Source organism: Stenotrophomonas sp. YJH_SMC_57, assembly GCF_059369755.1.
On sequence record NZ_JCAFSZ010000008.1, the window covers coordinates 213,067 to 234,982 of the forward strand.

Consider the following 21,916-nt stretch of genomic DNA (forward strand, 5'->3'; position numbering starts at 1 on the left):
GTCAAGCCGACACCGTGCTGGCAACGGGCGTCGGCCGTTTCGTTGGGGAAAATTCGCAATGGATATCGGCTACTTCCTGAAGCTGATGACCGAAAAGAACGCTTCGGACATGTTTCTGACCACCGGGGCACCGGTCTACATCAAGATCGAGGGGAAGCTCTATCCGCTGGGCAATACCGGCCTGCCGCCGGGCATGGTCAAGAAGATCGCCTACTCGCTGATGGACGAAGGCCAGGTGCCGCAGTTCGAGCGCGAGCTGGAGCTCAACATGGCCATCGCCCTGCCCGATGCCGGGCGCTTCCGCGTCAACGTGTTCAAGCAGCGAGGCGAGGTCGGCATGGTCATCCGCGCCATCCGCAGCCGGATTCCGAGCATCGAGGAGCTGAACCTGCCTCAGGTGCTGAAGGACGTCATCATGACCCCGCGCGGGCTGGTGCTGGTGGTGGGGTCCACTGGCTCGGGCAAGTCCACTTCGCTGGCGTCGATGATCGACCACCGCAACAGCACCACCACCGGGCACATCCTCACCATCGAGGACCCGATCGAGTACCTGCACAAGCACAAGATGTCGATCGTCAACCAGCGCGAGGTCGGGCTGGACACCCATGCCTTCCACAACGCGTTGAAGAACGCCATGCGTGAAGCGCCGGACGTGATCCTGATCGGCGAGATCCTGGACGCGGAAACCATGGAGGCGGCGATCGCCTTCGCCGAGACCGGCCACCTGTGCCTGGCCACCCTGCACTCCAACAACGCCGACCAGACCATCGAGCGCATCCTCAACTTCTTCCCGGAAAGCGCGCACAAGAACGTGCTGATGAACCTGGCGCTGAACCTGCGTGCGGTGATCAGCCAGCGCCTGGTGAAGAACAAGGAGGGCCGTCGCCTGCCGGCCACCGAGGTGCTGATCAACACGCCGATGATCCGCGACCTGCTGCGTCGCGGCCAGGTGCACGAGATCAAGGCGGCGATGGAAGGCTCGCTGGAAGAAGGCATGGAGAGCTTCGACCAGTGCCTGTTCCGGCTGGCCAAGGCGGGGGTCATCGATCAGGAGGAAGCGCTGCGTGCGGCCGACTCGCGCGATGGCCTTGCCCTGAAGTTCCGCCTGTCCGAGGGCAGCAGCGGCGAGCACGACCCGTACGCGGATTTCTCGGCCGGCGCACCCAGCATCACCCACGGCTTCTAGGAAAAGGGGACGGGGGAATCAAGTCGCAAATGCACTTACGACTTGATTCCCTCCGTCCCCTTTTTCTGAAGAGTTCAGGAGGTGTCTCATCCGATGAGACCTCCTGTCCGTAGGTTTCCTCAATGGAAACCATCCGCAAGCTGGCCATCCTGGCCGATGCCGCCAAATACGATGCGTCCTGCGCTTCCAGCGGCTCGGGGAAGCGCGACTCGCGTGCCAGCGGCGGCATCGGCAGCACCGAGGGCATGGGCATCTGCCACAGCTATACGCCTGATGGCCGCTGCGTATCGCTGCTGAAGATCCTGCTGACCAACTTCTGCGTCTACGACTGCGCCTATTGCGTGAACCGCGTTTCCAGCAACGTGGCCCGCGCGCGTTTCAGCGTGGACGAGGTAGTCACGCTCACCCTGGATTTCTACAAGCGCAACTACATCGAAGGGCTGTTCCTCTCCAGCGGCATCATCCGCAATGCGGACTACACGATGGAGCAGATGGTGGAGGTCGCCCGGCGGCTGCGCGAGGAGCACCGCTTTGCCGGCTACATCCACCTCAAGACGATTCCCGAAGCCTCGCCCGAGCTGCTGGCCAGTGCCGGGCGCCACGCCGACCGCCTGTCGATCAACGTGGAGCTGCCCACCGAGGCCGGCCTGACCACACTGGCGCCGGAAAAGACCGTTCATTCGATCCGCGGCGCGATGGGCGAACTGCGCTGGCGCATCGAGGAAGCGCAGGAGGCACGCAAGGCCGCGCCCGCGCTGGCGCCGGCCGTCACCCGCAGCGCGCGGCCGAAGCCACCGCGTTTCGCGCCGGCAGGCCAGAGCACGCAGATGATCGTGGGTGCCGATGGCGCCAGTGACCAGCAGATCCTGACCAGCGCCGACAGCCTGTACGGCAACTACCGCATGCGCCGGGTCTACTACTCCGCGTTCAGCCCGATTCCCGATGCAAGCCGGCAACTGCCCCTGCAGCCCCCGCCGCTGCAGCGCGAGCACCGGCTGTACCAGGCCGACTGGCTGTTGCGCTTCTATGGCTACGGCGTGGACGAGATCACCGACACCACGCAGGGCGGAATGCTCGATCTGGATATCGATCCGAAGATGGCCTGGGCGATCCGCCATCCCGAACGCTTTCCGGTCGATCTGAACCGTGCGCCGAAGGAAATGCTGCTGCGGGTGCCCGGCCTGGGCGTGCGCAATGCAAAGCGCGTGCTGATGGCGCGCCGTCATGGGCGCCTGCGCGTAGCCGACATCGCCCGCCTGAAGGCTCCGATGAGCAAGTTGCTGCCGTTCGTGCTGCTGGCCGACCACCATCCGCGCAAGGCGCTGGATGACCCGGCCGCGCTGCGCGCGCAGCTGGCCCCGCCTCCGCGCCAGGGATCGCTGTTCGATGCACCGCCGGCAGCCTGACGCGCAGCGCTGGTCGCAGCGGGTGGACCCGGCCTGGTCACTGCAGGCCTGGCGCGACGGCGCGCGTGATGCGTTGCTGCGCGGCGTGCCACCCGAGCAGCTGGACTGGCTCGAAGGCAGCGAAGCGTCGCTGCTGGATGCGCCGCCGGTGCAGCAGGCAGCGGTGCCGGCAGGTGCAACCGCTCCCAACGTCCCGCGCGAATTCCTCGACCTGGCCGCAACCTGCCTGTGCCATAGCGAGCCGCAGCGCCTGTCACTGCTGTATCGGCTGCTGTGGCGGATCACCCATGGCGAACGTGCGGTACTGACCAACCCCGCCGATGCCGATGTGCTGCGTGCGATGGCACTGGCCCAGGCCGTCCGCCGCGACACGCACAAGATGAAGGCGTTCGTTCGTTTCCGCGAGGTACCCGGCCAGCCCGAGGCGTTCATCGCGTGGTTCGAACCCCAGCACCACATTGTCGATCGGGTGGCACCGTTCTTCGCGCGCCGTTTCACCGGCATGCGCTGGGCCATCCTGACGCCCTCGCGCAGCGTCGCGTGGGATGGGCAGGCGCTTGCCTTTGGCCGAGGGGCACGGCGTGAGGACGCCCCGGCCGAGGACGCCCGCGAGGCCCTGTGGCAGACCTACTACGCCAGCATCTTCAATCCGGCCCGGCTCAATACGCGGATGATGATGCAGGAGATGCCGGCCAAGTACTGGCGGCACCTGCCGGAGGCGCAGTTGCTGCCGCGCCTGGTGCGCGACGCAGGCGATCGCGTGCAGGAAATGCATGATCGCCCCACGCAGCCTCCGCAGCGCAGGATTCCGCTGCGTGAAGACGCGGCGATATCGGCCACCGATACCCGCAGCCTGCAGAATCTGCGGCAACAGGCCAGCGCCTGCCGCCAATGCCCACTGTGGGAGAACGCCACGCAGACCGTGTTCGGCCAGGGGCCGGCCGATGCCGGCGTGATGCTGGTGGGGGAACAGCCTGGTGATACCGAGGATCTGCGTGGCCTGCCGTTCGCCGGCCCGGCCGGGCAGCTGCTGGACCGCGCCCTGGCCGAGCTGGGCATCGATCGCGCCACGCTGTACCTGACCAACGCGGTGAAGCACTTCCACCATGAGCGCCGCGGCAAGATCCGGCTGCACAAGCGTCCGGAAAGCCGCCACATCCAGGCCTGCCGGCCGTGGCTGATGGGCGAGATCGCGCGGGTGCGGCCACGGGTCATCGTCTGCCTGGGCGCAACCGCGGCAGCCTCGGTATTTGGCCGTGACTTCAATCTGTCGCGCGACCGTGGACGCTGGCACACACTGGAGGACGGCACCCGCGGCTACGCCACCGTGCACCCGGCGTGGGTGCTGCGGCAGGGCGATGTCGTACGCCGCGAGAAGGCCTATCGCCTGTTCCGCGATGACCTGGCCCAGCTGCTGCAGAAAGGGGACGGAGGGGATTAAGTCGTTTGTGCCACAAATGACTTAATCCCCTCCGTCCCTTTTTTTCTTTCAGGCGGCGTCGGGCTGGTTTTCCGGGCGGGCGCGGTCGAAGGCGTCCAGCGCCTGGCAGGCGGCTTCGATGCGGCGCAGGGTCGGGTACGGCGTCAGGTCCAGGCCGAAGCGGTGGGCGTTGTACAGCTGCGGCAGCAGGCAGAGGTCGGCCAGGCCGGGGCGGTCGCCGTGGCAGAAGGTGCCGGTGTCGCGACTGCTGGCCAGCATCGCTTCCATGGCATCGAAGCCTTCGGCGATCCAGTGCAGGGTCCAGTGCGTGCGGGCATCGGCTGGCAGCTGCTGGCTGCGCTCCAGGTACTGCATCACCCGCAGGTTGTTGATCGGATGGATATCGCAGGCCACCAGCTGGGCCAGCGCACGCACCCGCGCGCGGCCGGCGGCGTCGGCCGGCAGCAGCGGCACCTGCGGGAAGCGCTCGTCCAGATACTCGACGATCGCCAACGACTGGGTCAGCGTGTGCCCGTCATGCAGCAGGGTGGGCACCAGCTGCTGCGGATTCAGCGCGCGATAGGCGTCGAGGTGCTGCTCGCCGCCCTCGCGCACCAGGTGCACCGGCCGTGCGTCCCAGGCCAGGCCCTTCAGCTCGAGCGCGATGCGCACGCGGTAGGCGGCGCTGGATCGCCAGTAGGTGTACAGCGCGATGCCGTCGTCGACCGGGATCTCCATTGCCGCCTCCATGCTCAGGGCTTGGCCGCCTGCTCGATGCGCTGCTCGATCGCACCGAAGATGCTGTTGCCAGCGGCATCGAGCATCTCGATACGGACCACGTCACCGAAGGACATGAACGGCGTGCTCGGCTTGCCATCGCGCAGGGTCTCGACCACGCGCTGCTCGGCAAAGCACGAGGCGCCCTTGCTGGTGTCCTCGTTGGCGATGGTGCCGGAGCCGACGATGGTGCCGGCGCCGAGCGGACGGGTCTTGGCCGCATGCGCGACCAGCTGGGCGAAGTTGAACTGCATGTCCACGCCCGCTTCCGGCGCGCCGAACCACGTCCCGTTGATATGGGTCAGCAGCGGCAGGTGCACCTTGCTGTCCTGCCAGGCAGCGCCCAGCTCGTCGGGGGTGACAAACACCGGCGACAGCGCCGAGCGCGGCTTGGATTGCAGGAAGCCGAAGCCCTTGGCCAGTTCGCCCGGAATCAGGTTGCGCAGCGAGACGTCGTTGACCAGTCCGACCAGCTGGATGTGGCCCGCCGCCTGTTCCGGCGTTGCAGCCATCGGCACGTCGTCGGTGATGACCACGATCTCCGCTTCCAGGTCGATGCCGTAGTCCTCGCTGACCACCTTGACCGCATCACGCGGGCCGTAGAAGCCTGCGCTGGTGGCCTGGTACATCAGCGGATCGGTGTAGAAGCTCTCCGGCACCTCGGCGCCACGGGCACGGCGCACGCGCTCGACATGCGGCAGGTAGGCGCTGCCGTCGACGAATTCATAGGCGCGCGGCATCGGCGCGGCCAGCGCCTGCGGGTCAAGGTCGAACACACCGTCGGCATCGCCGGCGTTGAGCGATTCGTACAGGGCGTTCAGGCGCGGCGCGATGCGGCTCCAGTCCTCCAGGGCCTGCTGCAGGGTGGCGGCAATGCCGGTGGCGCGCACGCCGTGGCGCAGGTCACGCGAGACGACGATCAGGGTGCCGTCGCGGCCGCCTTCCTTCAAAGAACCAAGCTTCATGGGTGGGTGTCCGGAGTCGTGGGCAAACAAGTTTCAAGTGTAATCAAATATGCAGCGGCGCCAAGCTGCAGCGCGGCATCGGCCCACCCTACCGCAGGAGGGGGTTCGGCAGGGCTGCGCCCTGCACCCGCCGAAGCAACGTCAAATGCCAGAGCGGCTCTGGGTTGTCTGTGGGCTGGGCGGGGCGGTGTCGGATTGCGGGGACGCCGTAAACCCGTCCATGGGGGCTTGGCCGCGGCATCCATGCCGCGGACACCCCGCAATCCGACACCGCCCCACCCCCGACAATTTCCCGATGACGGATCCAACATCCACGTCATTCATCGTCGAAATCCATCAGATATCGAAATTGATCGAATGAGATTCGACAGATCGCGGAAAACTGTCGAAGGCGGGGTGGGTCCGGTGGCAGGGGCGTGAGCGGCATGGATGCCGCGACCGAGCCTACATGGACGTATTTACGGCGCCCCCTGCCACCGGACCCACCCCGCCAACCCACAGGAACCCGGCTTTTGATCTTGCTCCGGCCATGGCTCTGGCCTCTGCGGGTGCAGGGCGCAGCCCTGCAGGCAGAACCCTTACCTGAACAGGCCTTTTTGCGTGAAGTCTCAAACATCGTTTAGACTTGCGGGGTCTGCAGCGGCCGTCCGTTTCCCTCCGGGATCGCCGGCGACCAGGGTCCGCCCTCTTCGCCCGCCCCCACTCCGACGCCGTTCGTCACGCATTCCAGCCTGCGCTTCGTGCCGGCTGCACCCAATTCTCGCAGCGCGGTTCACGGGAACGCTCCGAGTCAGCCGATCAGTTTGATCTGCCCCCGTCTGTCCAGTCGGACAGGCGTTTCTTGTACTTGGAGCAAACTCAATGTCTTTTGAATCGCTGGGCCTGGCGCCCTTCCTGCTGCGTGCGCTCGCCGAGCAGGGCTACGAGAACCCGACCCCGATCCAGCAGCAGGCGATCCCGCTGGCGCTGGCCGGTCGCGACCTGCTGGCCGGCGCTCAGACCGGTACCGGCAAGACCGCCGCCTTCGGCCTGCCGCTGCTGCAGCACCTGGGCACCGCCTCGCAGGAAGTGCGCAGCGGCCCGCGCAAGCCGCGCGCGCTGATCCTGGCCCCGACCCGCGAACTGGCCACCCAGGTGCATGACAGCCTGCGCGGCTACAGCAAGTACCTGCGCATCCCCAGCGCGTGCATCTACGGCGGCGTCGGCATGGGCAACCAGCTGGACATCCTGCGCCGCGGCGTGGACCTGCTGGTGGCCTGCCCGGGCCGCCTGATCGACCACCTGGAGCGTCGCAGCATCGACCTGTCCGGCATTGAACTGCTGGTGCTGGACGAAGCCGACCGCATGCTCGACATGGGCTTCCTGCCGTCGATCAAGCGCATCCTGGCCAAGCTGCCGAAGCAGAACCGCCAGACCCTGCTGTTCTCGGCCACCTTCGAGGACAACATCCGGCAGCTGGCGCTGGAGTTCATGCGCAACCCGGAACAGATCCAGGTGACGCCGAAGAACACCGTGGCCGAAACCATCACCCACCGCGTGCACCCGGTCGATGCCGGCCGCAAGCGCGACCTGCTGCTGCACCTGCTGGCGCAGGACAGCCGTGAGCAGACCCTGGTGTTCGCACGCACCAAGCATGGCAGCGACAAGCTGGCCACGTTCCTGGAGAAGTCGGGCATCAAGACCGCGGCGATCCACGGCAACAAGAGCCAGGGCCAGCGCCTGCGTGCGCTGGGCGACTTCAAGGCGGGCCGCGTGACCGTGCTGGTGGCCACCGACATCGCCGCGCGTGGCATCGATATCAATGAGCTGCCGAAGGTGATCAACTTCGACCTGCCGATGGTGGCCGAGGATTACGTGCACCGCATCGGCCGTACCGGCCGCAACGGTGCCACCGGCCAGGCGATTTCGCTGGTGGCGCAGGATGAAGTGAAGCTGCTGCGCGCGATCGTGCGCCTGCTGGGCCGCGACATGGACATCCGCGACGTACCGGGTTTCGAGCTGCAGACGCCGATCCGCTGGGGCAACAGTGCACCGGGCAAGGCCGAGCACGATACCGGCGAGCGCGCACCGCGCAAGAACCACGCGCGCCGTCCGCACGGTGATGCGCCGCGCCATGCGCATGCCGGCCCGAAGAAGTCCGGCGGCGGCCGTCGTGAGGGCGGTGGCAATGGCCAGCAGCGTGCGGGTGCAGGCGCCGGTCAGGGCCAGCGCCGTGGCGGTGGCGGTAATGGTGGCGGCCGTGGCCGCGGCCAGGGTGGTAACGGCGGCGGTCGCGCCGGCTGATCGCAGCTGAGAGTTGTTGTGCTTCCCGCTGCGCGGGGGGCTATCGAGGGACGGCGCTGAGGCGCCGTCCTTTTTTTTTGCCGGCTACCGTGAGTAGAAGCAGGCGGTGTGTTTGTGCTGAGGGCGGATGGGCGTGGGGCCAGCGCAAAACACGCCGTAAACCCATCCATGGGGGCTCGGTCGGCGCATCCATGCGCCTCACGGTTTTGCGCTGGCCCCACGCCCATCCGCTTCAAGCATTGCCTGCGCCTTCTTCTCCCGCCGGGTAGCCGGGAGAAGAAAGATCAAATTCAAATTCAAATTCAAAGGCAAAAGCCGAAGTCGCAATTTCTGACTTTGCTTTTGCTTTTGCCCTTGCTCCCGCCTTGGGGTTCGATGCGTCCGCGCCCGCAGGAAACTGTCGAGGGGAGGCCGGGCGGGCTGCGCAGGACCGTGAGGCGCATGGATGCGCCGATCGAGCTTACATGGACGTATTTACAGCGTGTCCTGCGCAGCCCGCCCGGCCTCCCCCACACGCATCAATCAAGGCGCTAAACGCCTCAACCCCGCGCTTTACTCGGATTCACCTGATTCCCGAAGAAGATCGCGTTGATCAGCAGTCGATCCGTCCCGTGCCAGTACTTGCGATGCGCCGGATCATCGGCAAACAGCACCACGTTGCCCTGCCCCTGCGCCGACACCAGCAGCCACGCGCTGCCCGCCACCCGCGCGCGGTTGCGCTCGGACAGGTAACCATTCACCCGCGGCGTGGTGTCGATGCGCACCACTGTCGAGAACGGATTCGCGCTTGGCTGCAGCGTCACCGTGTTTTCCTTGTTGATCGCCAGCTGACGACGCGGCACGCCGAACGCCAACGGATGGCTGGTATCCACGTCGGCACTGAGGATGTTGCCGCTGACCCGCTCGATCGCGGCAATATCGCGCTGGTCGCCGAACGCACGGCGGCTCTCACCAGCAGCCTCTTCTTCCTTGCCAAGCGTCTCGCCGTCGGCCAGCTTCTGTTCGATCGCCCACTTCGAGGCACTGCCGTAGGTCACCAGGGAACCACCGGCCTGCACCCAGCGCTTCAATGCTGCCACCGCGGTGGCATCGACGCCGGTATAGGTACCGCCGGACAGCACGATGGTGGTGTAACGATCCAGCGGCACTTTGCCCAGCTGCTGCGGATCCAGCTTGCTGGCCGGAAGCTGCAGTTGCTGGTCGAGCAGGAACCAAGCCGAGCCAATCTCGGTGGCGGCCACGCCCTCGCCCATCACCAGTGCCACGGCTGGCTTGCGCAGCGCCTTGACGCCGTCGCTGCCCAGGTCAACGCCCTCGCGGCTGCGACCAGTGGACAGCGCATGCACCTGCACGCCTGCAACGCGGGCTGCGGCACGTACCGCGTCCAGCAGCGCCACGCCCTGCAGCGGCTGCCCGGCCACCGGAATGACGATGCTGCCGGCAGCAAAGTCCGCCTCGCCCTGTGCGGTGGCTGCGGTGAACGGCTGGAAGGCTGCGCGTGCACTCAGGCCCTTGCCCTGCAGCACCGCCAGCGCCCGGCCCGCGTTGTAGTCGCGCCAGTCGATGACATAGGCAAAGCCGGCCTGGCCGCCAAGCACCTCGCCCTGTACCGGCGGAAGCCCCGCGATGCGGGCGCCACCGTCGATGCGGCTGCGACTGCCCGCGAACGCCACGCCGTAGGCCGGTGCGATCGCGTAGCTGGTGCTGCCGTAAAACACGTCGCCCTTGATCGGCGGCGTCTCGGCGAAGATCGAATGCACCAGCCGGAACTGCGCCTGCTGCACCGGCACCACGTAGGCGTTGCCCGGCGCGAAGTGCTGCCCATCCACGGTGACCGCACGATCCAGCGCGCGCACTTCGATGCGATGCAGCAGCAACAGCTCCAGCAAGCGCCGGGTCAGTGCCGGGTCATGCGCATCGCCGAACACGAAGCTCTTCACCGGCTGCTGTGCAGCCTGCTTCAGCGCGCTCTGGAAGAACTGCTTCTGCAGGTCGAACAGGCCACTGCGCTCGGCGACCGCGCCACGCACTGTGCCCAGCCCTGTAGCAACCTGGTTGCGGATGGTGAACGGGAACGTCAACACGCCATTCACCGATTCCTGCACGCGGCCCCGTGAACTGGCCTGCTCGACGGTCACGCCGACCGCGCCGTGGAAGTCCGGATAGGTGGAGCCATATACCGGCGAGAAGTTGTCGAAGTTCTCGCCGGTGTAGTACAGCGAACCCAGTGCATCCAGCGCCTGCGCGTGGTACTTGGCCAAGGTCTTGTTGAATTCGTACGATGCCGCCGGGATCAACGGGCTGTGCATGCTCTTCGGCGACGGCTCGAAGTAGTAGGTGCTGTCCTTGCCCATCTCGTGGAAGTCGATCTGCACGTTCGGGTACCACTGGTGGAACACCTCCACCTTCGGCCGTGAATCCTGCTGGGTCAGCGCAAGCCAATCACGGTTGAGGTCGGTGAAGTAGTGGTTGGTGCGGCCCTGCGGGAACGGCTCGACGTGTTCCTTGTCGGCCGGGTCGGCCGAAGCCGGGTCCGAGGCCCATGCGTTGTGCCAGTTGGCCGCGCGATCACGGCCGTCCGGATTCTGCGCCGGGTCGAACAGCACCACGGCCTGCTGCAGCCAGCGCTGGGTTTCTGCACTCTGGTTGGCCACCAGGTAGTACGCGGTCAGCATCGCGGCTTCGGCACTGGAGGTCTCGTTGCCGTGCACGCTGTAGCCCAGCCACACCACCACCGGGCTGTCGCCGGCGGCGCTGCGTGGCTGCGCCGGATCGACCAGCGTCGCGTGCTGCTGGCGGATCTGTTCCAGTCGCGCCTGGTTGCCCGCCGCAGTGACCGTGGCGATCAACAGCGGGCGTCCCTCGTAGCTGCGGCCGATCTCGCGCACGCTTATCTTGCCCGAGCGTTTCGCCAGTTCCTGGAAGTAGGCCACCAGCTGGTCATGCCGGGTGTAACGGCTGCCGACCGGATAGCCAAGGAACTGTTCCGGCGTGGGAATGGACGTATCGAATGCGGCCGCTTCGGTGGCCTGCGGGAAGAAGTACGCACTCTGTGCCTGCGCCGGCTGCGGCGAGGACAACGCGGTGATGGCAGCAATCAGCAACGGAAGAACGGCACGGCGATGCAAGGACACGGTGGCTCCCCTGGAACACAACGGCGGACAGTCGCGCGGCCGGCTCCCCGGGGAAGCCGGCCGCGACGGATGGATCAGAAGCGGTAGTCGAAGCCCAGCGTGAAGTAGCGGCCGCGCAGGTCGTACTGGCTGAAGTCGTACGGCGCGCGGATGCCCGGGAACGAGGCGTCGTACGGCGGCGTCTTGTCGGCCAGGTTCTGCACCTTGGCGTACACGGTGAGCTTGTCGACGCCGGTGTAGGCCAGGTACAGGTCGTACTGGCTGTAGCTGCCGACACGCTGCTGCACGGCCTTGGCCGCAGTGCCGGCTTCCTGGCGGTAGCTGCTGGTGTAGTACCAGGTCACCGCCGCGTTGAAGTCGCCGTACGTCCAGTCCAGCGTGGTGGTGGCCTTGTCCTTGGGCAGGGTCGCGCCGAGGTTGCTGCCGGCGTAGTCCACCAGCGGGCCGCCGACTACGGTCGGGCGACGGTAGTCGCGCACGTGGGTGTAGGCCGAAGACACGGTGAAGTCACCCAGCGCTGCGGTCGGGATGCGCTGGCGCAGCTCGACATCGATGCCCGAGGTCTTCAGCTCGCTGAGATTCTGGTAGCGGTTGTAGACCGCCTGCAGCTTGCCGCGCTCGTCGCGCTGCACGGCGCCGGCCACGTTGTCGTTGACCAGGGTCTGGGTGTTGTTGGTGCCGACCAGGTTGTCCAGCTGGATGCGGTAGTAGTCCACGCTCAGGTTGGTGTTGGCCCACGGCGACAGCACCACGCCGAAGTTCACGCTCTTGGTACGCTCCGGCTTCAGTGCATTGTTGCCGACGGTGAAGAAGGTCGGGTTCTGGCGCGAGCCCGGCACATCGGGGTCACGCGGATCCACCACGCTGCCGTAGGCGATGCTGGTGCTGTTGGAGTTCTCCGACAGCGACGGCGCGCGGAAGCCCTTCGAGGCCGAAGCACGCACCAGCAGGAAATCCAGCGGCTGCCAGCGCAGGCCGAGCTTCGGCGAGAACGCATTGCCGAAGTCATCGTAGTGGTCGGCACGTGCGGCCGCCGACAGCTCCAGCGTCGAGGCCAGCGGCACATTCACTTCGGCGTAGGCGGCACTGACCTGGCGCTGGCCGTGCACTTCGGCGATGGCCGGGCGCACCTGCAGGCCGGCATCGATCTGCCACGGGTTGTTGGAATCGAGCTTCTCGCGGCGCCACTCGGCACCGGCGGCGAAGCCGATCTCGCCGGCCCAGGTGTGGCCCAGGCTGCCGGAGATCTTCGCGTCGAAGCCCTGCAGCTTGGACTCGGCCGGACGCAGCGTGGCGATGTTGATCGCATCACGCACCGACTGCGGCGTGGCCGCCGGGTTGAGCAGGTTGTAGCTGCCGGTGGCCAGTGCATCGGCCAGCGCCCAGCGGTTGGCGAAGCCACCGGACACGCTCTCGCGCTCGCTGCTGCGCGCCCCGAACGCGGCCACTTCCCAGTCCCACTTCGCGGTAGTGCCACGCAGGCCGAACACGCCGCGATAGGCGGTGGAACGGTTGGTCTTGAGGGTGCCGCCAAGGTCGAAGAAGGTGTACTCGATCGGGATCGCGCGGCCGTACGGGTTGTACGGATTGTTGGCCGGCAGCAGCGACGACACCGGCTCGGCCAGGCCACTGTCCGCGTTCAGTGCGAAGCGGCCGCTTTCCAGGGTGAAATACGGGCTGCTGCCGAACCACGCGGTGCTCTTGATCTGGCTGTACAGCACTTCGCCGAACGCTTCGACGTTGTCGTTCAGGCGGAAGGTACCGTTGGCGTACGCCTGGTAGCGCTTGGTCGACGGAATCAGGGTGGTGAATGGCGCCTGGTTGAAGCCGCAGGTATCGCCGGCCAGGCCGTCGATCGGCGCGCTGGCAACGCGGGTGGTACCGGTCGGGCAGTTGCCGTTGGCATCGAGCATCGGCACCGACACGCCGTTCACCAGATAGCGCGCGCCCTTGGCCGACCAGCCGTTCCAGCGGCCGCCCGGCTTGTCGGTGTAGATGCCGCTGCTGGTCAGGTTGCGTTCGTCCTGGTCCAGGCGCTCGCGGTTGTAGCCCTGCAGGCTGAACAGGATGTTGTAGCCATCGGTGTCGAGATCACCGAGGCCGCCGACGAACTTCAGGTTCTGCTCGTGCAGGCCGCCCTGGTCGGCGCCGCCGAAGCTGCCACCGATCTCGGCGCCTTCGAAGTTCTGCCGGGTGATGATGTTGACCACCCCGGCCACCGCATCGGAGCCGTAGACGGCCGAGGCGCCGTCCTTGAGCACTTCGATGCGTTCGACCGCGACCAGCGGCAGCGCGTTGAGATCGACGAAGGTGTCGGACAGGCCACCGGCCGGGAAGCCGTAGTTGGCCAGGCGGCGGCCGTTGAGCAGCACCAGCGTGTTCTTCTGCGACAGGCCACGCAGGCCGATGCCGGCCGAGCCGGAGGCCCAGCCGTTGTTGGTGGTTTCGTTGCTGGCGTTGCCGGTATTGGCCGAGATCGAGCGCAGCACGTCGGCCACGGTGGCCTTGCCGGTCTGTTCCAGCTGCTGGCGGGCGATCACCTGCACCGGGTTGGAGGCCTCGGTATCGGTGCGCTTGATGTTGGAACCGGTGACGCGCACGGCGGCCAGCGTGCTGGCTTCGCCACTGGCATCGGCGGAGGATTCGGCGGCGGCGGACAAAGGCGCGGCCAGAGCGACGGCCAGGGCCGCCACGAGCAGGGTGTGCTTGGGCATGACGATGTGGGGGAGGTGGTAAGGACGACGAAGTTCCGCAGTAGTCCATGCCTGGCCGACGTCCGGCCAATAACATCTCTTCATACGGATATAAGAGAAGCTATCATCTCTTCATCCGGATGGAAAGAGTTTCTTCACGAACAGCCAACATCCACCCGGCCAGAGGCGACAGCTGCGGCGTACAATCGCCGCCATGGAAATCTTCAAAGTCTTCATGCTCGAGGCGGCGCACCGCCTCCCCAACGTGCCGCCGGGGCACAAGTGCGCGCGCCTGCACGGCCACTCGTTCCGGGTGGAACTGAAGGTCGAGGGCGAGCCCGGCGCGCAGACGGGCTGGATCATGGATTTCGGTGACGTGAAAGCGGCTTTCCAGCCGATCTACGAGCGCCTGGACCATCACTACCTCAACGACATCCCCGGCCTGGAGAACCCGACCAGCGAGAACCTGGCGGTGTGGATCTGGAACGAGCTCAAGCCCAGCCTGCCGGCGCTGAGCGAGATCACCGTGCACGAGACCTGTACCTCCGGCTGCCGCTACCGCGGCCCGGCCATCTGATCAAATCATTGATCTGAAAGGTTTTCTGAAGGCGCCATGGGCGCCTTCGTTATTTTTGTTGCAATGCGGCATCAACGGCGTATGCTGCATTGCATCAAGTCACACTCTGATGCCCATGGCCGCCGCCTTCAGCGATCGCTTCAGTGATGCCACCCGCCAGCTTGCTGCCGCGGCAACGCGTGCGAACCGGTTGGCGTTGGAGAACGCCGAAAGCATGTTCGGCGTGCAGCTGAAGGCGCTGGAGCGGAACCTGACCGCGACCGGTGGCTGGCTGGGTGAACTGGCCCGCAGCGACGATGCGGCCGGGGTGCTCAGCAAGGGCACGCAGCTGTGGCAGGACAACCTGCAGCGGCTGGGCCAGGCCCAGCAGGACGTGGTCGGCCTCGGCCTGCAGGCCGGCAAGGCCTGGTCCGAACTGGTGCAGGGCTACAACGAATCAAGCGCGGACGCGAACAGCCACTGACGCGACGCAACGCTCATTGCGTGGGTCCCTCCCCCCACGCAATCCGGACCCGGCAGATCCCTCCCTCTGCCGGGTCTTTTTTTGCCTGACGTTTGGATTCCGAGGCACTTCTTCGTCTGGACTCTCTGCGAGCTGAAGGGCCCCGCCGGGGTGGGCAGGGACCTGGGCAAATGTCCCCCGGCGCCGGCCGTTGGCCGTCACCTCCTCCTTTACTTTGCCCAGACCCCTGCCCACCCCGACGAGGCTCGGCTTGCGGCAGGTAAAGCGCAGTGCTCGCGGCAGCCTTTCAAGGAGGCGCCGACGAACTCCGAACGCAGGGCGGAGGCCCTTGCGTACGAAGTAAAGGGGGAGGTGACGGCCAACGGCCAGCGCCGGAGGACATTCGTACGCGAGGGCCTCCGCCCTGCGCCATGCAGAACAATCCGCGAAGGAACCTCAGCGCCCGCGACCACCGTGCCAGTGCTGGTGCCACGCCTGGAACATCAGCACGTTCCACAGGTGCGTGTGCCACTTGCGCTCACCGCGCAGGAACGCCTCCCAGATGCCACGCACGCGCACCGCATCGAAGCAGCCCTGGTTGCGCAGCAGCTGCGGATCCAGCAACGCCTCCGCCCAATCGCGCAGCGGACCCGCCAGCCAGCGCGCCATCGGCGGGCCGAAGCCGCGCTTGGGACGGTACACCAGCGGCTCGGGCAGATAGCGCGCCAGCAGGTGCTTCAGAATCAGCTTGTGCTCGCCATCGTGGTATTTCAGATGCTGCGGCAGGCGCCAGGCCAGGCGCACCACCTCCATGTCCAGCAGCGGCGCACGGGTTTCAACGCCCGCCGCCATGCCGGCGCGATCAACCTTGGCGAGAATGCCTTCGGCCAGATCCATGCGGAAATCGAGCAGCTGGATGCGCGCCTCGGCCGGCAGCGCCGTGTCCTGCTGCTGGAAGATCGTCACCGGTTCGCGCGCGCCCAGCACCACCTGCGCCGGCTGCCGCCAGCGGGTGACCCGCTGCAGGTAGTGGCCTTCCACGTCGTTGGCGGCGACCTCGGCCACCAGCGCGCGCCAGCCACCGAGGCGGCCGCGCTCGACGTTCATGCGGTTGCCGCTGCGCCGCGCCAGGTCACGCACCCAGTCCGGCAGGCCGCCACACAGCCGTGCATTGCGCAGCGCGCGGCCATAACTGGGATGTCCGAAGAACAGTTCGTCGCCGCCGTCACCGGTCAACGCCACCGGCTTGCGCGCACCCAGCATTTCACTGGCCAGCAATGTCGGCAGCTGCGAGGCATCGGCGAACGGCTCGCACCAGACCTGCGGCAGCCGCTGCAGCAGGTCCAGGCCCTGGCGCGCGTCCATCCGGTGCAGGTGATGCTGCACGCCCAGGTGACGCGCCACCTGCGAAGCCCAGTCGCTCTCGTCGTGGCCCGGATCGTCGAAGCCGACCGTCCATGCTTCGATCGGCAGGGTCGACTGCGCCTGCATCATCGCCGTCACCAGCGAGGAATCGGTCCCCCCGGACAGGAACGCGCCGCAGGCCAGTGGCGAGTGCATGCGTGCAGCGATGGCCTTCTGCAGCACCGCCTCCAGCTGGTCGGTAGCCTGCTCCAGGCTCGGCGCCGGTTGCAGGGGGTCCTGCAATGCGCTGTGCATCGCATCGCGTGCACACCAGTAGCGCGAACCGCCCTGCGCGGCCATGCCGGAGTGACCCGCAGCATGGTCGTTGAGGTCGATGCGCAGCATGGCGCCGGCCACCAGCTTGTGAATGCCACGGTAGATGGTGTGCGGCGCCGGCACGTAGTCATGGCGCAGCAGCAGGCTCAGGGCATCCTGGTCGATGCTCGGCGAGAAGCCCTCAAAGGCCTGCAGCGCCTTCAGCTCCGAGGCGAACAGGAACCTGCCCTGGTACCAGCCGTAGTACAGCGGGCGCTCGCCCACCGGGTCACGGGCCAGCCACAGCGCGCGCGACTCGCGGTCCCACACGCTGAAACCAAAGGCGCCCTCGATGCGCGACAGCGCCCGCTCCACGCCCCACTCGACGATCGCCTGCAGCAGCAGCCGCGCATCGCTGCAGCTGCGCGGCAGATCGCGCAGTTGTGCCTGCAGGTCGGCGCGGTTGTACAGGCGGCCGTCCAGGCACAGCACATAGCGGCCGCAGTCCGAGCTCAGCGGTTGCAGGGGCGTATCGGTCGGCGCCCGGCAATGGCCCAGTGCCAGGCCGGCCTCGGCATCGGTCCAGTAGCCGATACGCCCTCGGCCGCGCTGCTGCAACGCGCGCAGCATCGGCGCCAGCTGCTGCAGCAGGTGCTCGTCTTCGGCGGGCGGCAGCCAGGCCCCGACCACGCCGCTCATCGGGCACCTCCGCAGTGGCGGCAGGACAGGTTCGGCAGGCGGAGGTTGGCGGGCGACATGGGAACGGCACGCGGAACGGAGGAGACTCCATGCTCGGCCTGCCTCCGCCCCGAGTCAGTCGCATTGCTGTCAGCGATCGTCACCACGCGTGTGACGAAGGTAACGTTTTGTAACGGCAACCGGCTATGCTGGGCGCCAAGTGGTTGCCGGGGCTGAGACCCGGCCCGTGCGCCAGCAACCCCGGCTGAATGGCGCCCGCCCCCTGCACCCGGGCGGCCCGATGGCTGGGATAGCATCGCCGCGCTCGTGCCGTGGCGGTACGTTTGCGTCCACGGAGGCCTTGAAAATGCTGGATATCGTACTGGTCGAAGACGATGCCCGCCTGGGAACGATGGTCAGTGACTATCTGCAGCGGCATGGCTACCAGGTCGCCCACGAGCGCAGCGGCGAGCGCGCCGTGACCCGGATCCTGGCCGAAAAGCCGGCCCTGGTCCTGCTCGATGTCGGCCTGCCCGACCAGGATGGTTTCGAAGTGTGTCGGCAGATACGTCCCCACTATGACGGCATCATCTGCGTCCTGACCGCCCGCACCGACAACATCGACCAGGTCCTGGGGCTGGAGCTGGGCGCCGACGACTACATCGGCAAGCCGATCGAACCGCGGGTGCTGCTGGCCCGCCTGCGCGCCCACCTGCGCCGCCACCGCCGGGTCGAGCCGCGCGACGGCAGCCTGCGCTTCGGCGAGCTGAACATCGACCCGTCCACCCGCAACGTGCACCTGCAGGGTGCGCTGCTGGAACTGACCACCGCCGAGTTCGACCTGCTGTTCCTGCTGGCCAGCAACGCCGGCCAGATCCTCGACCGCGACGCGCTGCTGCGTGGCCTGCGCGGGATCGCCTTCGATGGCCTGGACCGCTCGATTGACGCCCGCATCTCGCGCCTGCGCCGCAAGCTGGGTGACAACCCCGAGCAGCCGGAACGGATCAAGACGGTGCGCGGACGCGGCTACCTGTTCAGCCGATCGGCATGGGGATGAAGCGCACGCCCTCGGCGATGCGCGGCCACGCCTTCCACTTCCTGCGCTATGGCATCGGCTTCCTGGTCGCCCACCTGTTGCTGATCGTGCTCGGCCTGTGGGCGTGGGATGCGCTGCTGGAAGACCGCACCGAGGCCGGCCTGCAGGCCGAGATGCGCGGCACCCATGCGTTGCTGCAGCATCGCTTCGCCGAAACCCCGCGCGAGCAGTGGCCGGCGCTGGCGCGCGAACTCGACGCCGATTTCGCCTACGCGCTGCGCATGGTGCCGCTGGCCGAGGCGGTGAAAGAGCTGCCTGCCAGCCAGCGCCCGGCGTTCAACAACGGCCGTGTGCAGATCGACCTGGAGCACATGCGCAGCCTGCAGCGGATCGGCGACAGCGACTACGCGGTGATGCTGGGGCCGCTGGACGAAGCATTGCCTGAGGAGGGATGGCAGGACAGCGAAGTCTCCGGCGTGGCGATCCTGCTGCTGATCCTGATGGTGGCGGTGGCGTTGCCAATGTACGTGATGGTCTACCGCCTGTGGCGCGACGTCTCGCAGCTGGCCCAGGCGGCACGGCAGATGCGCGACGGCCAGCTGGACACGCGCGCGCCGCGTGCCGGTACCGCGCTGGTGCGGCCGCTGGCCAACGCCTTCAACCACATGGCCGAGCAGCTGCAGCAGTTGCTGGAAAGCCAGCGCGTGCTGGCACAGGCTGTAGCGCACGAGGTACGTACCCCGCTGGCGCGCATGCGTTTCGGCTTGGCCGACCTCGAGGACACCGCGCTGGATGAGCTTCAGCGCGATGCATTGGGCGGCCTGCGCACCGATGTCGATCGGCTGCAGCACCTCACCGATGCCGGCGTCGAGTACGCCGCTCTCGGCCGTTGCCACCAGCTGACCCGCCAACGGCTGCAGCTGGCCACCCTGGTGCGCGGCGTGATCGCCCAGTTCGCCCCGCTGCCGATGCCGGTGCAGCAGGTGCTGTCACCGGTAGGCCTGGTCAACGTCAACCGGCACATGCTGGAACTGGCGCTGCGCAACCTGCTCGGCAATGCGCTGCGCTATGCGCGCCGGCAGATCCGCGTCGCCAGCACGGCGGACGACGGCTGGCTGTGCCTGCAGGTGGAGGATGACGGCCCTGGCATCGCGCCCGAACTGCGCGGCCAGGTGCTGCAACCGTATGTGCGGCTGGACCCGGGCAGCCCCGGCTTCGGGCTTGGCCTGGCGTTGGTGCAGGTAGTGGCCGACAAGCATGGCGGCCATGTCGAGGTGACCGATTCAGACCTGGGCGGCGCCTGCATCCGCCTGCACCTGCCACTGGAAACCGGCGGCGTCGTGGAAGGCGATACGGCCTGCTAGACCGCCGGTTCCGCGCGCGGCAGGGCAAACACGAACAGGGCGCCATGTTCGCTGTCACGCAGTTCGATGCGACGACCGTGCAGCTGCACGATGCGCTGCACGATCAGCAGACCGAGACCACCGTTCTCGCCGCGTCGCGCGCCCAGCGCGGCCGGTGCCTGGAACAGCTGGCTGCGCAGCGCCGGTGCGACGCCGGGACCATCGTCGGACACGCTGACCTCTACGCTGTCGGGCGTTGCGCGCAGGCGTACTTCGATCCGGCCTCCCTCGGGTGCATGCCGCAACGCATTGTCGAGCAGATTGGTCAGCACACGCTCGACCAGGCCCAGGTCGGCGCGCACCAACGGCAGGCCCGGCGGGAAGTCGGCATGCAGGCGCTGGTTGCGCGCCTGCGCGGCCAGCTCGAACTTCTGCAGCACGTCCTGCAGCAGCTCCGGCAACGCGAAGACCTCCCACTCCAGGCGTACCTCGCCATGCTCCAGCCGCGCCAGCTCGAACAGCGCGCGCGCCAGCCGACCGACCTTGGCACTCTGCGCCAGGGCGATGCCCAGATAGCGGCGGCGTTCGTCCGGTGACAGCGTGGCGTCCTTCAACGCCAGCGTTTCCAGATAGCCATGCAGCGACGACAACGGCGTACGCAGGTCATGCGAGATGTTGGCCACCAGTTCGCGCCGCTGCAGGTCCTGCTGGCGCAGCTGCTGCCATTGTTCGCCCAACCGCTGCGCCATCTGCGCGTGTGCGTGCTCAAGGATCACCAGCTCGTCGCGCTCGCCGGGGCGCAGCGGCTCCGGTGGCGGCAGTGGCGTCGGTGCGTCGATGTCGAAGGCCTGGATGCGCCGGGTCAGCCGCCGAAGCGGGCGGGTCACCCAGTAGAACGCCACCAGCCCGGCAAGCAGGCCGAGGCTGCCAACCAGCATCACCGACCACCAGGTGGTGTTCCACTGGCTGCCGGCCGCGAGGTCGTCGGCCAGCATCTGCCGGTGCTCGCCGACCAGCACCACGTACACGTAACCCGCCTGGCGGCCCTGCACGATCAACGGCGCGGCGCTGAATACCTTGCGGCCATCGGCGCTGCGCGGATCGTCGCCGAGGATCGGCAGCGGCTCGCCGGCCAGCAGGTGGCGCAACGGCGCCACGTCCACGCGGTTGCGTACCAGATGGCCGCTGGGCGCATCGTGGCCGAGGATGCGGCCCTGGTCGTCCAGCAGGTAGACCTCGACGCTGGGGTTGACCGCCATCAGCTGGCCGAACAAAGCGCGCACCGCGGCGTCGCGCATGCCGCTGGTGTCCATCAGCTCGCTGCGCTGGGCAATGTGCTCGGCCAGGCCCAGCGACAGCCGCTGCACCACTTCCTGCTCGTGGCGGGTGTTGGCACGCATCTGCAGCGCCAGCAGCGCCATGCAGCACATCAGCATCAGTGCGGCGATCACCGCCGCCAGCTTCTGCCACAGGTTCGGCCTGATCATGCCGCCGCCCCGGCCGGATCGACCAGCTTGTAGCCGCGCCCCCACACCGTCAGCAGCCGCCGCGGATTGGCCGGGTCGGTTTCGATCTTGCTGCGCAGCCGGTTGATATGGGTGTTGACCGTGTGCTCGTAGCCATCGTGCTGATAGCCCCAGACCTGGTTGAGCAGTTCCATGCGTGCGAACACCTGGTCAGGATGACGGGCGAAGAACAGCAGCAGGTCGAATTCGCGCGGGGTCAGTTCCAGCGCAGTGCCCTCCACCGACGCGGTGCGTGCAACCGGGTCCAGCTGCAGCCCGCCCAGCTCGATCGCGCCGGCATCGATGCGTGCGCTCTGCGCCATCGCCTCGGCGCGGCGCAGCAGTGCGCGCACCCGTGCCACCAGCTCCGGCATCGAGAAGGGTTTGGCCAGGTAGTCGTCCGCCCCCAGCTCGAGGCCGACGATGCGCTGGGTTTCACTGCCACGTGCACTGATGATGATGATCGGCACATAACGCGCCATCGCGCGTGCGCGCTGGCACACCTGCAGGCCATCCACGCCGGGCAGCATCACGTCCAGCACCAGTGCATCCCACGGGCCTTCCTGTTCGAGCAGGCGCAGTCCGGCGTCACCGCTGGCGGCGTGGGCCACGTCATAGCCTTCATCGCCCAGATGCATGCGCAGCAGGTCGGCGATGTGGGCATCATCTTCAACGATCAACACGCGTTTGGCGGACATCGGCAGCTCGGGGCCAGTGGGGGAGGCTGCCCGCATTGTGGCGCGGGATGGCCGCCGATACCTCACGAAAAATTGAATCCTGCGTGAGGATTCGTTGACCCGGGCGGGCGCAGC

General features: G+C 67.3%; 15 protein-coding genes. 8 read left to right on the top strand and 7 right to left on the bottom strand.

Translation table 11 applies throughout. The features are described from left to right. Positions 1-58 precede the first annotated feature (58 nt). The 3 genes from AC5P7U_RS12860 (at position 59) to AC5P7U_RS12870 (ending at position 4,033) form a co-directional block, all read left to right on the top strand. A complete protein-coding gene (locus AC5P7U_RS12860) occupies positions 59-1,186 on the top strand; it encodes a PilT/PilU family type 4a pilus ATPase (protein ID WP_004154068.1) in 1,128 nt (375 codons plus the stop codon). A gap of 122 nt (positions 1,187-1,308) precedes the next feature. After that, positions 1,309-2,592 carry a putative DNA modification/repair radical SAM protein gene (locus AC5P7U_RS12865; protein ID WP_004154067.1) on the top strand — a complete coding sequence of 428 codons (1,284 nt, stop codon included), beginning with the start codon at positions 1,309-1,311 and terminating at the stop codon, positions 2,590-2,592. Continuing rightward, positions 2,573-4,033, top strand: a complete 1,461-nt coding sequence (locus AC5P7U_RS12870; protein ID WP_495221178.1) for a UdgX family uracil-DNA binding protein — start codon at positions 2,573-2,575, stop codon at positions 4,031-4,033. The genes AC5P7U_RS12865 and AC5P7U_RS12870 overlap by 20 nt, the downstream gene beginning before the upstream one ends. A 48-nt stretch (positions 4,034-4,081) precedes the next feature. On the opposite strand, the gene maiA is transcribed toward AC5P7U_RS12870, so the two are convergent. Both maiA and AC5P7U_RS12880 read right to left on the bottom strand, forming a co-directional pair. Continuing rightward, a complete protein-coding gene (gene maiA, locus AC5P7U_RS12875; RefSeq protein WP_004154065.1) occupies positions 4,082-4,750 on the bottom strand; it encodes a maleylacetoacetate isomerase in 669 nt (222 codons plus the stop codon). A 14-nt stretch (positions 4,751-4,764) separates the two neighbouring features. Then, positions 4,765-5,754 (bottom strand): fumarylacetoacetate hydrolase family protein, encoded by a 990-nt coding sequence (locus AC5P7U_RS12880; protein ID WP_004154063.1) that lies wholly within the window; start codon positions 5,752-5,754, stop codon positions 4,765-4,767. 861 nt (positions 5,755-6,615) lie between these two features. Here AC5P7U_RS12880 and AC5P7U_RS12885 point away from each other — a divergent pair. Then, positions 6,616-8,037: a DEAD/DEAH box helicase gene (locus AC5P7U_RS12885; RefSeq protein ID WP_049455876.1), complete on the top strand. Its 1,422-nt coding sequence runs from the start codon at positions 6,616-6,618 to the stop codon at positions 8,035-8,037. 539 nt (positions 8,038-8,576) lie between these two features. On the opposite strand, the gene AC5P7U_RS12890 is transcribed toward AC5P7U_RS12885, so the two are convergent. Together AC5P7U_RS12890 and AC5P7U_RS12895 are read right to left on the bottom strand one after the other, a co-directional pair. After that, positions 8,577-11,171 carry a M14 family metallopeptidase gene (locus tag AC5P7U_RS12890; protein WP_495221180.1) on the bottom strand — a complete coding sequence of 865 codons (2,595 nt, stop codon included), beginning with the start codon at positions 11,169-11,171 and terminating at the stop codon, positions 8,577-8,579. A 74-nt stretch (positions 11,172-11,245) separates the two neighbouring features. Further along, positions 11,246-13,885 (bottom strand): TonB-dependent receptor, encoded by a 2,640-nt coding sequence (locus tag AC5P7U_RS12895; protein WP_495221181.1) that lies wholly within the window; start codon positions 13,883-13,885, stop codon positions 11,246-11,248. A 193-nt stretch (positions 13,886-14,078) separates the two neighbouring features. Here AC5P7U_RS12895 and queD point away from each other — a divergent pair, with 193 nt between their 5' ends. Both queD and AC5P7U_RS12905 read left to right on the top strand, forming a co-directional pair. Continuing rightward, complete coding sequence (queD, locus tag AC5P7U_RS12900) at positions 14,079-14,441, top strand: 6-carboxytetrahydropterin synthase QueD (RefSeq protein ID WP_053448692.1); 363 nt, start codon at positions 14,079-14,081, stop codon at positions 14,439-14,441. Between the two features lie 115 nt (positions 14,442-14,556). Continuing rightward, complete coding sequence (locus AC5P7U_RS12905) at positions 14,557-14,904, top strand: phasin family protein (RefSeq protein ID WP_049455872.1); 348 nt, start codon at positions 14,557-14,559, stop codon at positions 14,902-14,904. Positions 14,905-15,339: 435 nt separating this feature from the next. Here the strand turns inward: AC5P7U_RS12905 and asnB are convergent, their stop codons facing one another. After that, on the bottom strand, positions 15,340-17,241 hold the full coding sequence (gene asnB, locus AC5P7U_RS12910) for an asparagine synthase (glutamine-hydrolyzing) (protein ID WP_495221182.1): 1,902 nt from the start codon (positions 17,239-17,241) through the stop codon (positions 15,340-15,342). A gap of 346 nt (positions 17,242-17,587) precedes the next feature. Between asnB and AC5P7U_RS12915 the strand changes: the two genes are divergently transcribed. Together AC5P7U_RS12915 and AC5P7U_RS12920 are read left to right on the top strand one after the other, a co-directional pair. Then, a complete protein-coding gene (locus AC5P7U_RS12915) occupies positions 17,588-18,277 on the top strand; it encodes a winged helix-turn-helix domain-containing protein (protein ID WP_004154050.1) in 690 nt (229 codons plus the stop codon). After that, positions 18,274-19,620: an ATP-binding protein gene (locus AC5P7U_RS12920; protein WP_197564353.1), complete on the top strand. Its 1,347-nt coding sequence runs from the start codon at positions 18,274-18,276 to the stop codon at positions 19,618-19,620. Before AC5P7U_RS12915 ends, AC5P7U_RS12920 begins: the two co-directional genes overlap by 4 nt. On the opposite strand, the gene AC5P7U_RS12925 is transcribed toward AC5P7U_RS12920, so the two are convergent. Together AC5P7U_RS12925 and AC5P7U_RS12930 are read right to left on the bottom strand one after the other, a co-directional pair. Next, entirely contained in the window at positions 19,617-21,086 is a 1,470-nt protein-coding gene (locus tag AC5P7U_RS12925; protein ID WP_004154048.1) for a sensor histidine kinase, read from the bottom strand. The two genes, AC5P7U_RS12920 and AC5P7U_RS12925, sit on opposite strands and share 4 nt — an antisense overlap. Next, positions 21,083-21,802, bottom strand: a complete 720-nt coding sequence (locus AC5P7U_RS12930) for a response regulator transcription factor (RefSeq protein WP_197564354.1) — start codon at positions 21,800-21,802, stop codon at positions 21,083-21,085. Before AC5P7U_RS12930 ends, AC5P7U_RS12925 begins: the two co-directional genes overlap by 4 nt. Positions 21,803-21,916: the final 114 nt, after the last annotated feature.

Bases quoted from the DNA above. Each gene is read 5' to 3' on its own strand.
- AC5P7U_RS12860 (WP_004154068.1), top strand. From the start codon at position 59: ATGGATATCGGCTACTTCCTGAAGCTGATGACCGAAAAGAACGCTTCG.
- AC5P7U_RS12865 (WP_004154067.1), top strand. From the start codon at position 1,309: ATGGAAACCATCCGCAAGCTGGCCATCCTGGCCGATGCCGCCAAATAC.
- AC5P7U_RS12870 (WP_495221178.1), top strand. From the start codon at position 2,573: ATGCACCGCCGGCAGCCTGACGCGCAGCGCTGGTCGCAGCGGGTGGAC.
- maiA (WP_004154065.1), bottom strand. From the start codon at position 4,750: ATGGAGATCCCGGTCGACGACGGCATCGCGCTGTACACCTACTGGCGA.
- AC5P7U_RS12880 (WP_004154063.1), bottom strand. From the start codon at position 5,754: ATGAAGCTTGGTTCTTTGAAGGAAGGCGGCCGCGACGGCACCCTGATC.
- AC5P7U_RS12885 (WP_049455876.1), top strand. From the start codon at position 6,616: ATGTCTTTTGAATCGCTGGGCCTGGCGCCCTTCCTGCTGCGTGCGCTC.
- AC5P7U_RS12895 (WP_495221181.1), bottom strand. From the start codon at position 13,885: ATGCCCAAGCACACCCTGCTCGTGGCGGCCCTGGCCGTCGCTCTGGCC.
- queD (WP_053448692.1), top strand. From the start codon at position 14,079: ATGGAAATCTTCAAAGTCTTCATGCTCGAGGCGGCGCACCGCCTCCCC.
- AC5P7U_RS12905 (WP_049455872.1), top strand. From the start codon at position 14,557: ATGGCCGCCGCCTTCAGCGATCGCTTCAGTGATGCCACCCGCCAGCTT.
- asnB (WP_495221182.1), bottom strand. From the start codon at position 17,241: ATGAGCGGCGTGGTCGGGGCCTGGCTGCCGCCCGCCGAAGACGAGCAC.
- AC5P7U_RS12915 (WP_004154050.1), top strand. From the start codon at position 17,588: ATGCTGGATATCGTACTGGTCGAAGACGATGCCCGCCTGGGAACGATG.
- AC5P7U_RS12920 (WP_197564353.1), top strand. From the start codon at position 18,274: ATGAAGCGCACGCCCTCGGCGATGCGCGGCCACGCCTTCCACTTCCTG.
- AC5P7U_RS12925 (WP_004154048.1), bottom strand. From the start codon at position 21,086: ATGATCAGGCCGAACCTGTGGCAGAAGCTGGCGGCGGTGATCGCCGCA.
- AC5P7U_RS12930 (WP_197564354.1), bottom strand. From the start codon at position 21,802: ATGTCCGCCAAACGCGTGTTGATCGTTGAAGATGATGCCCACATCGCC.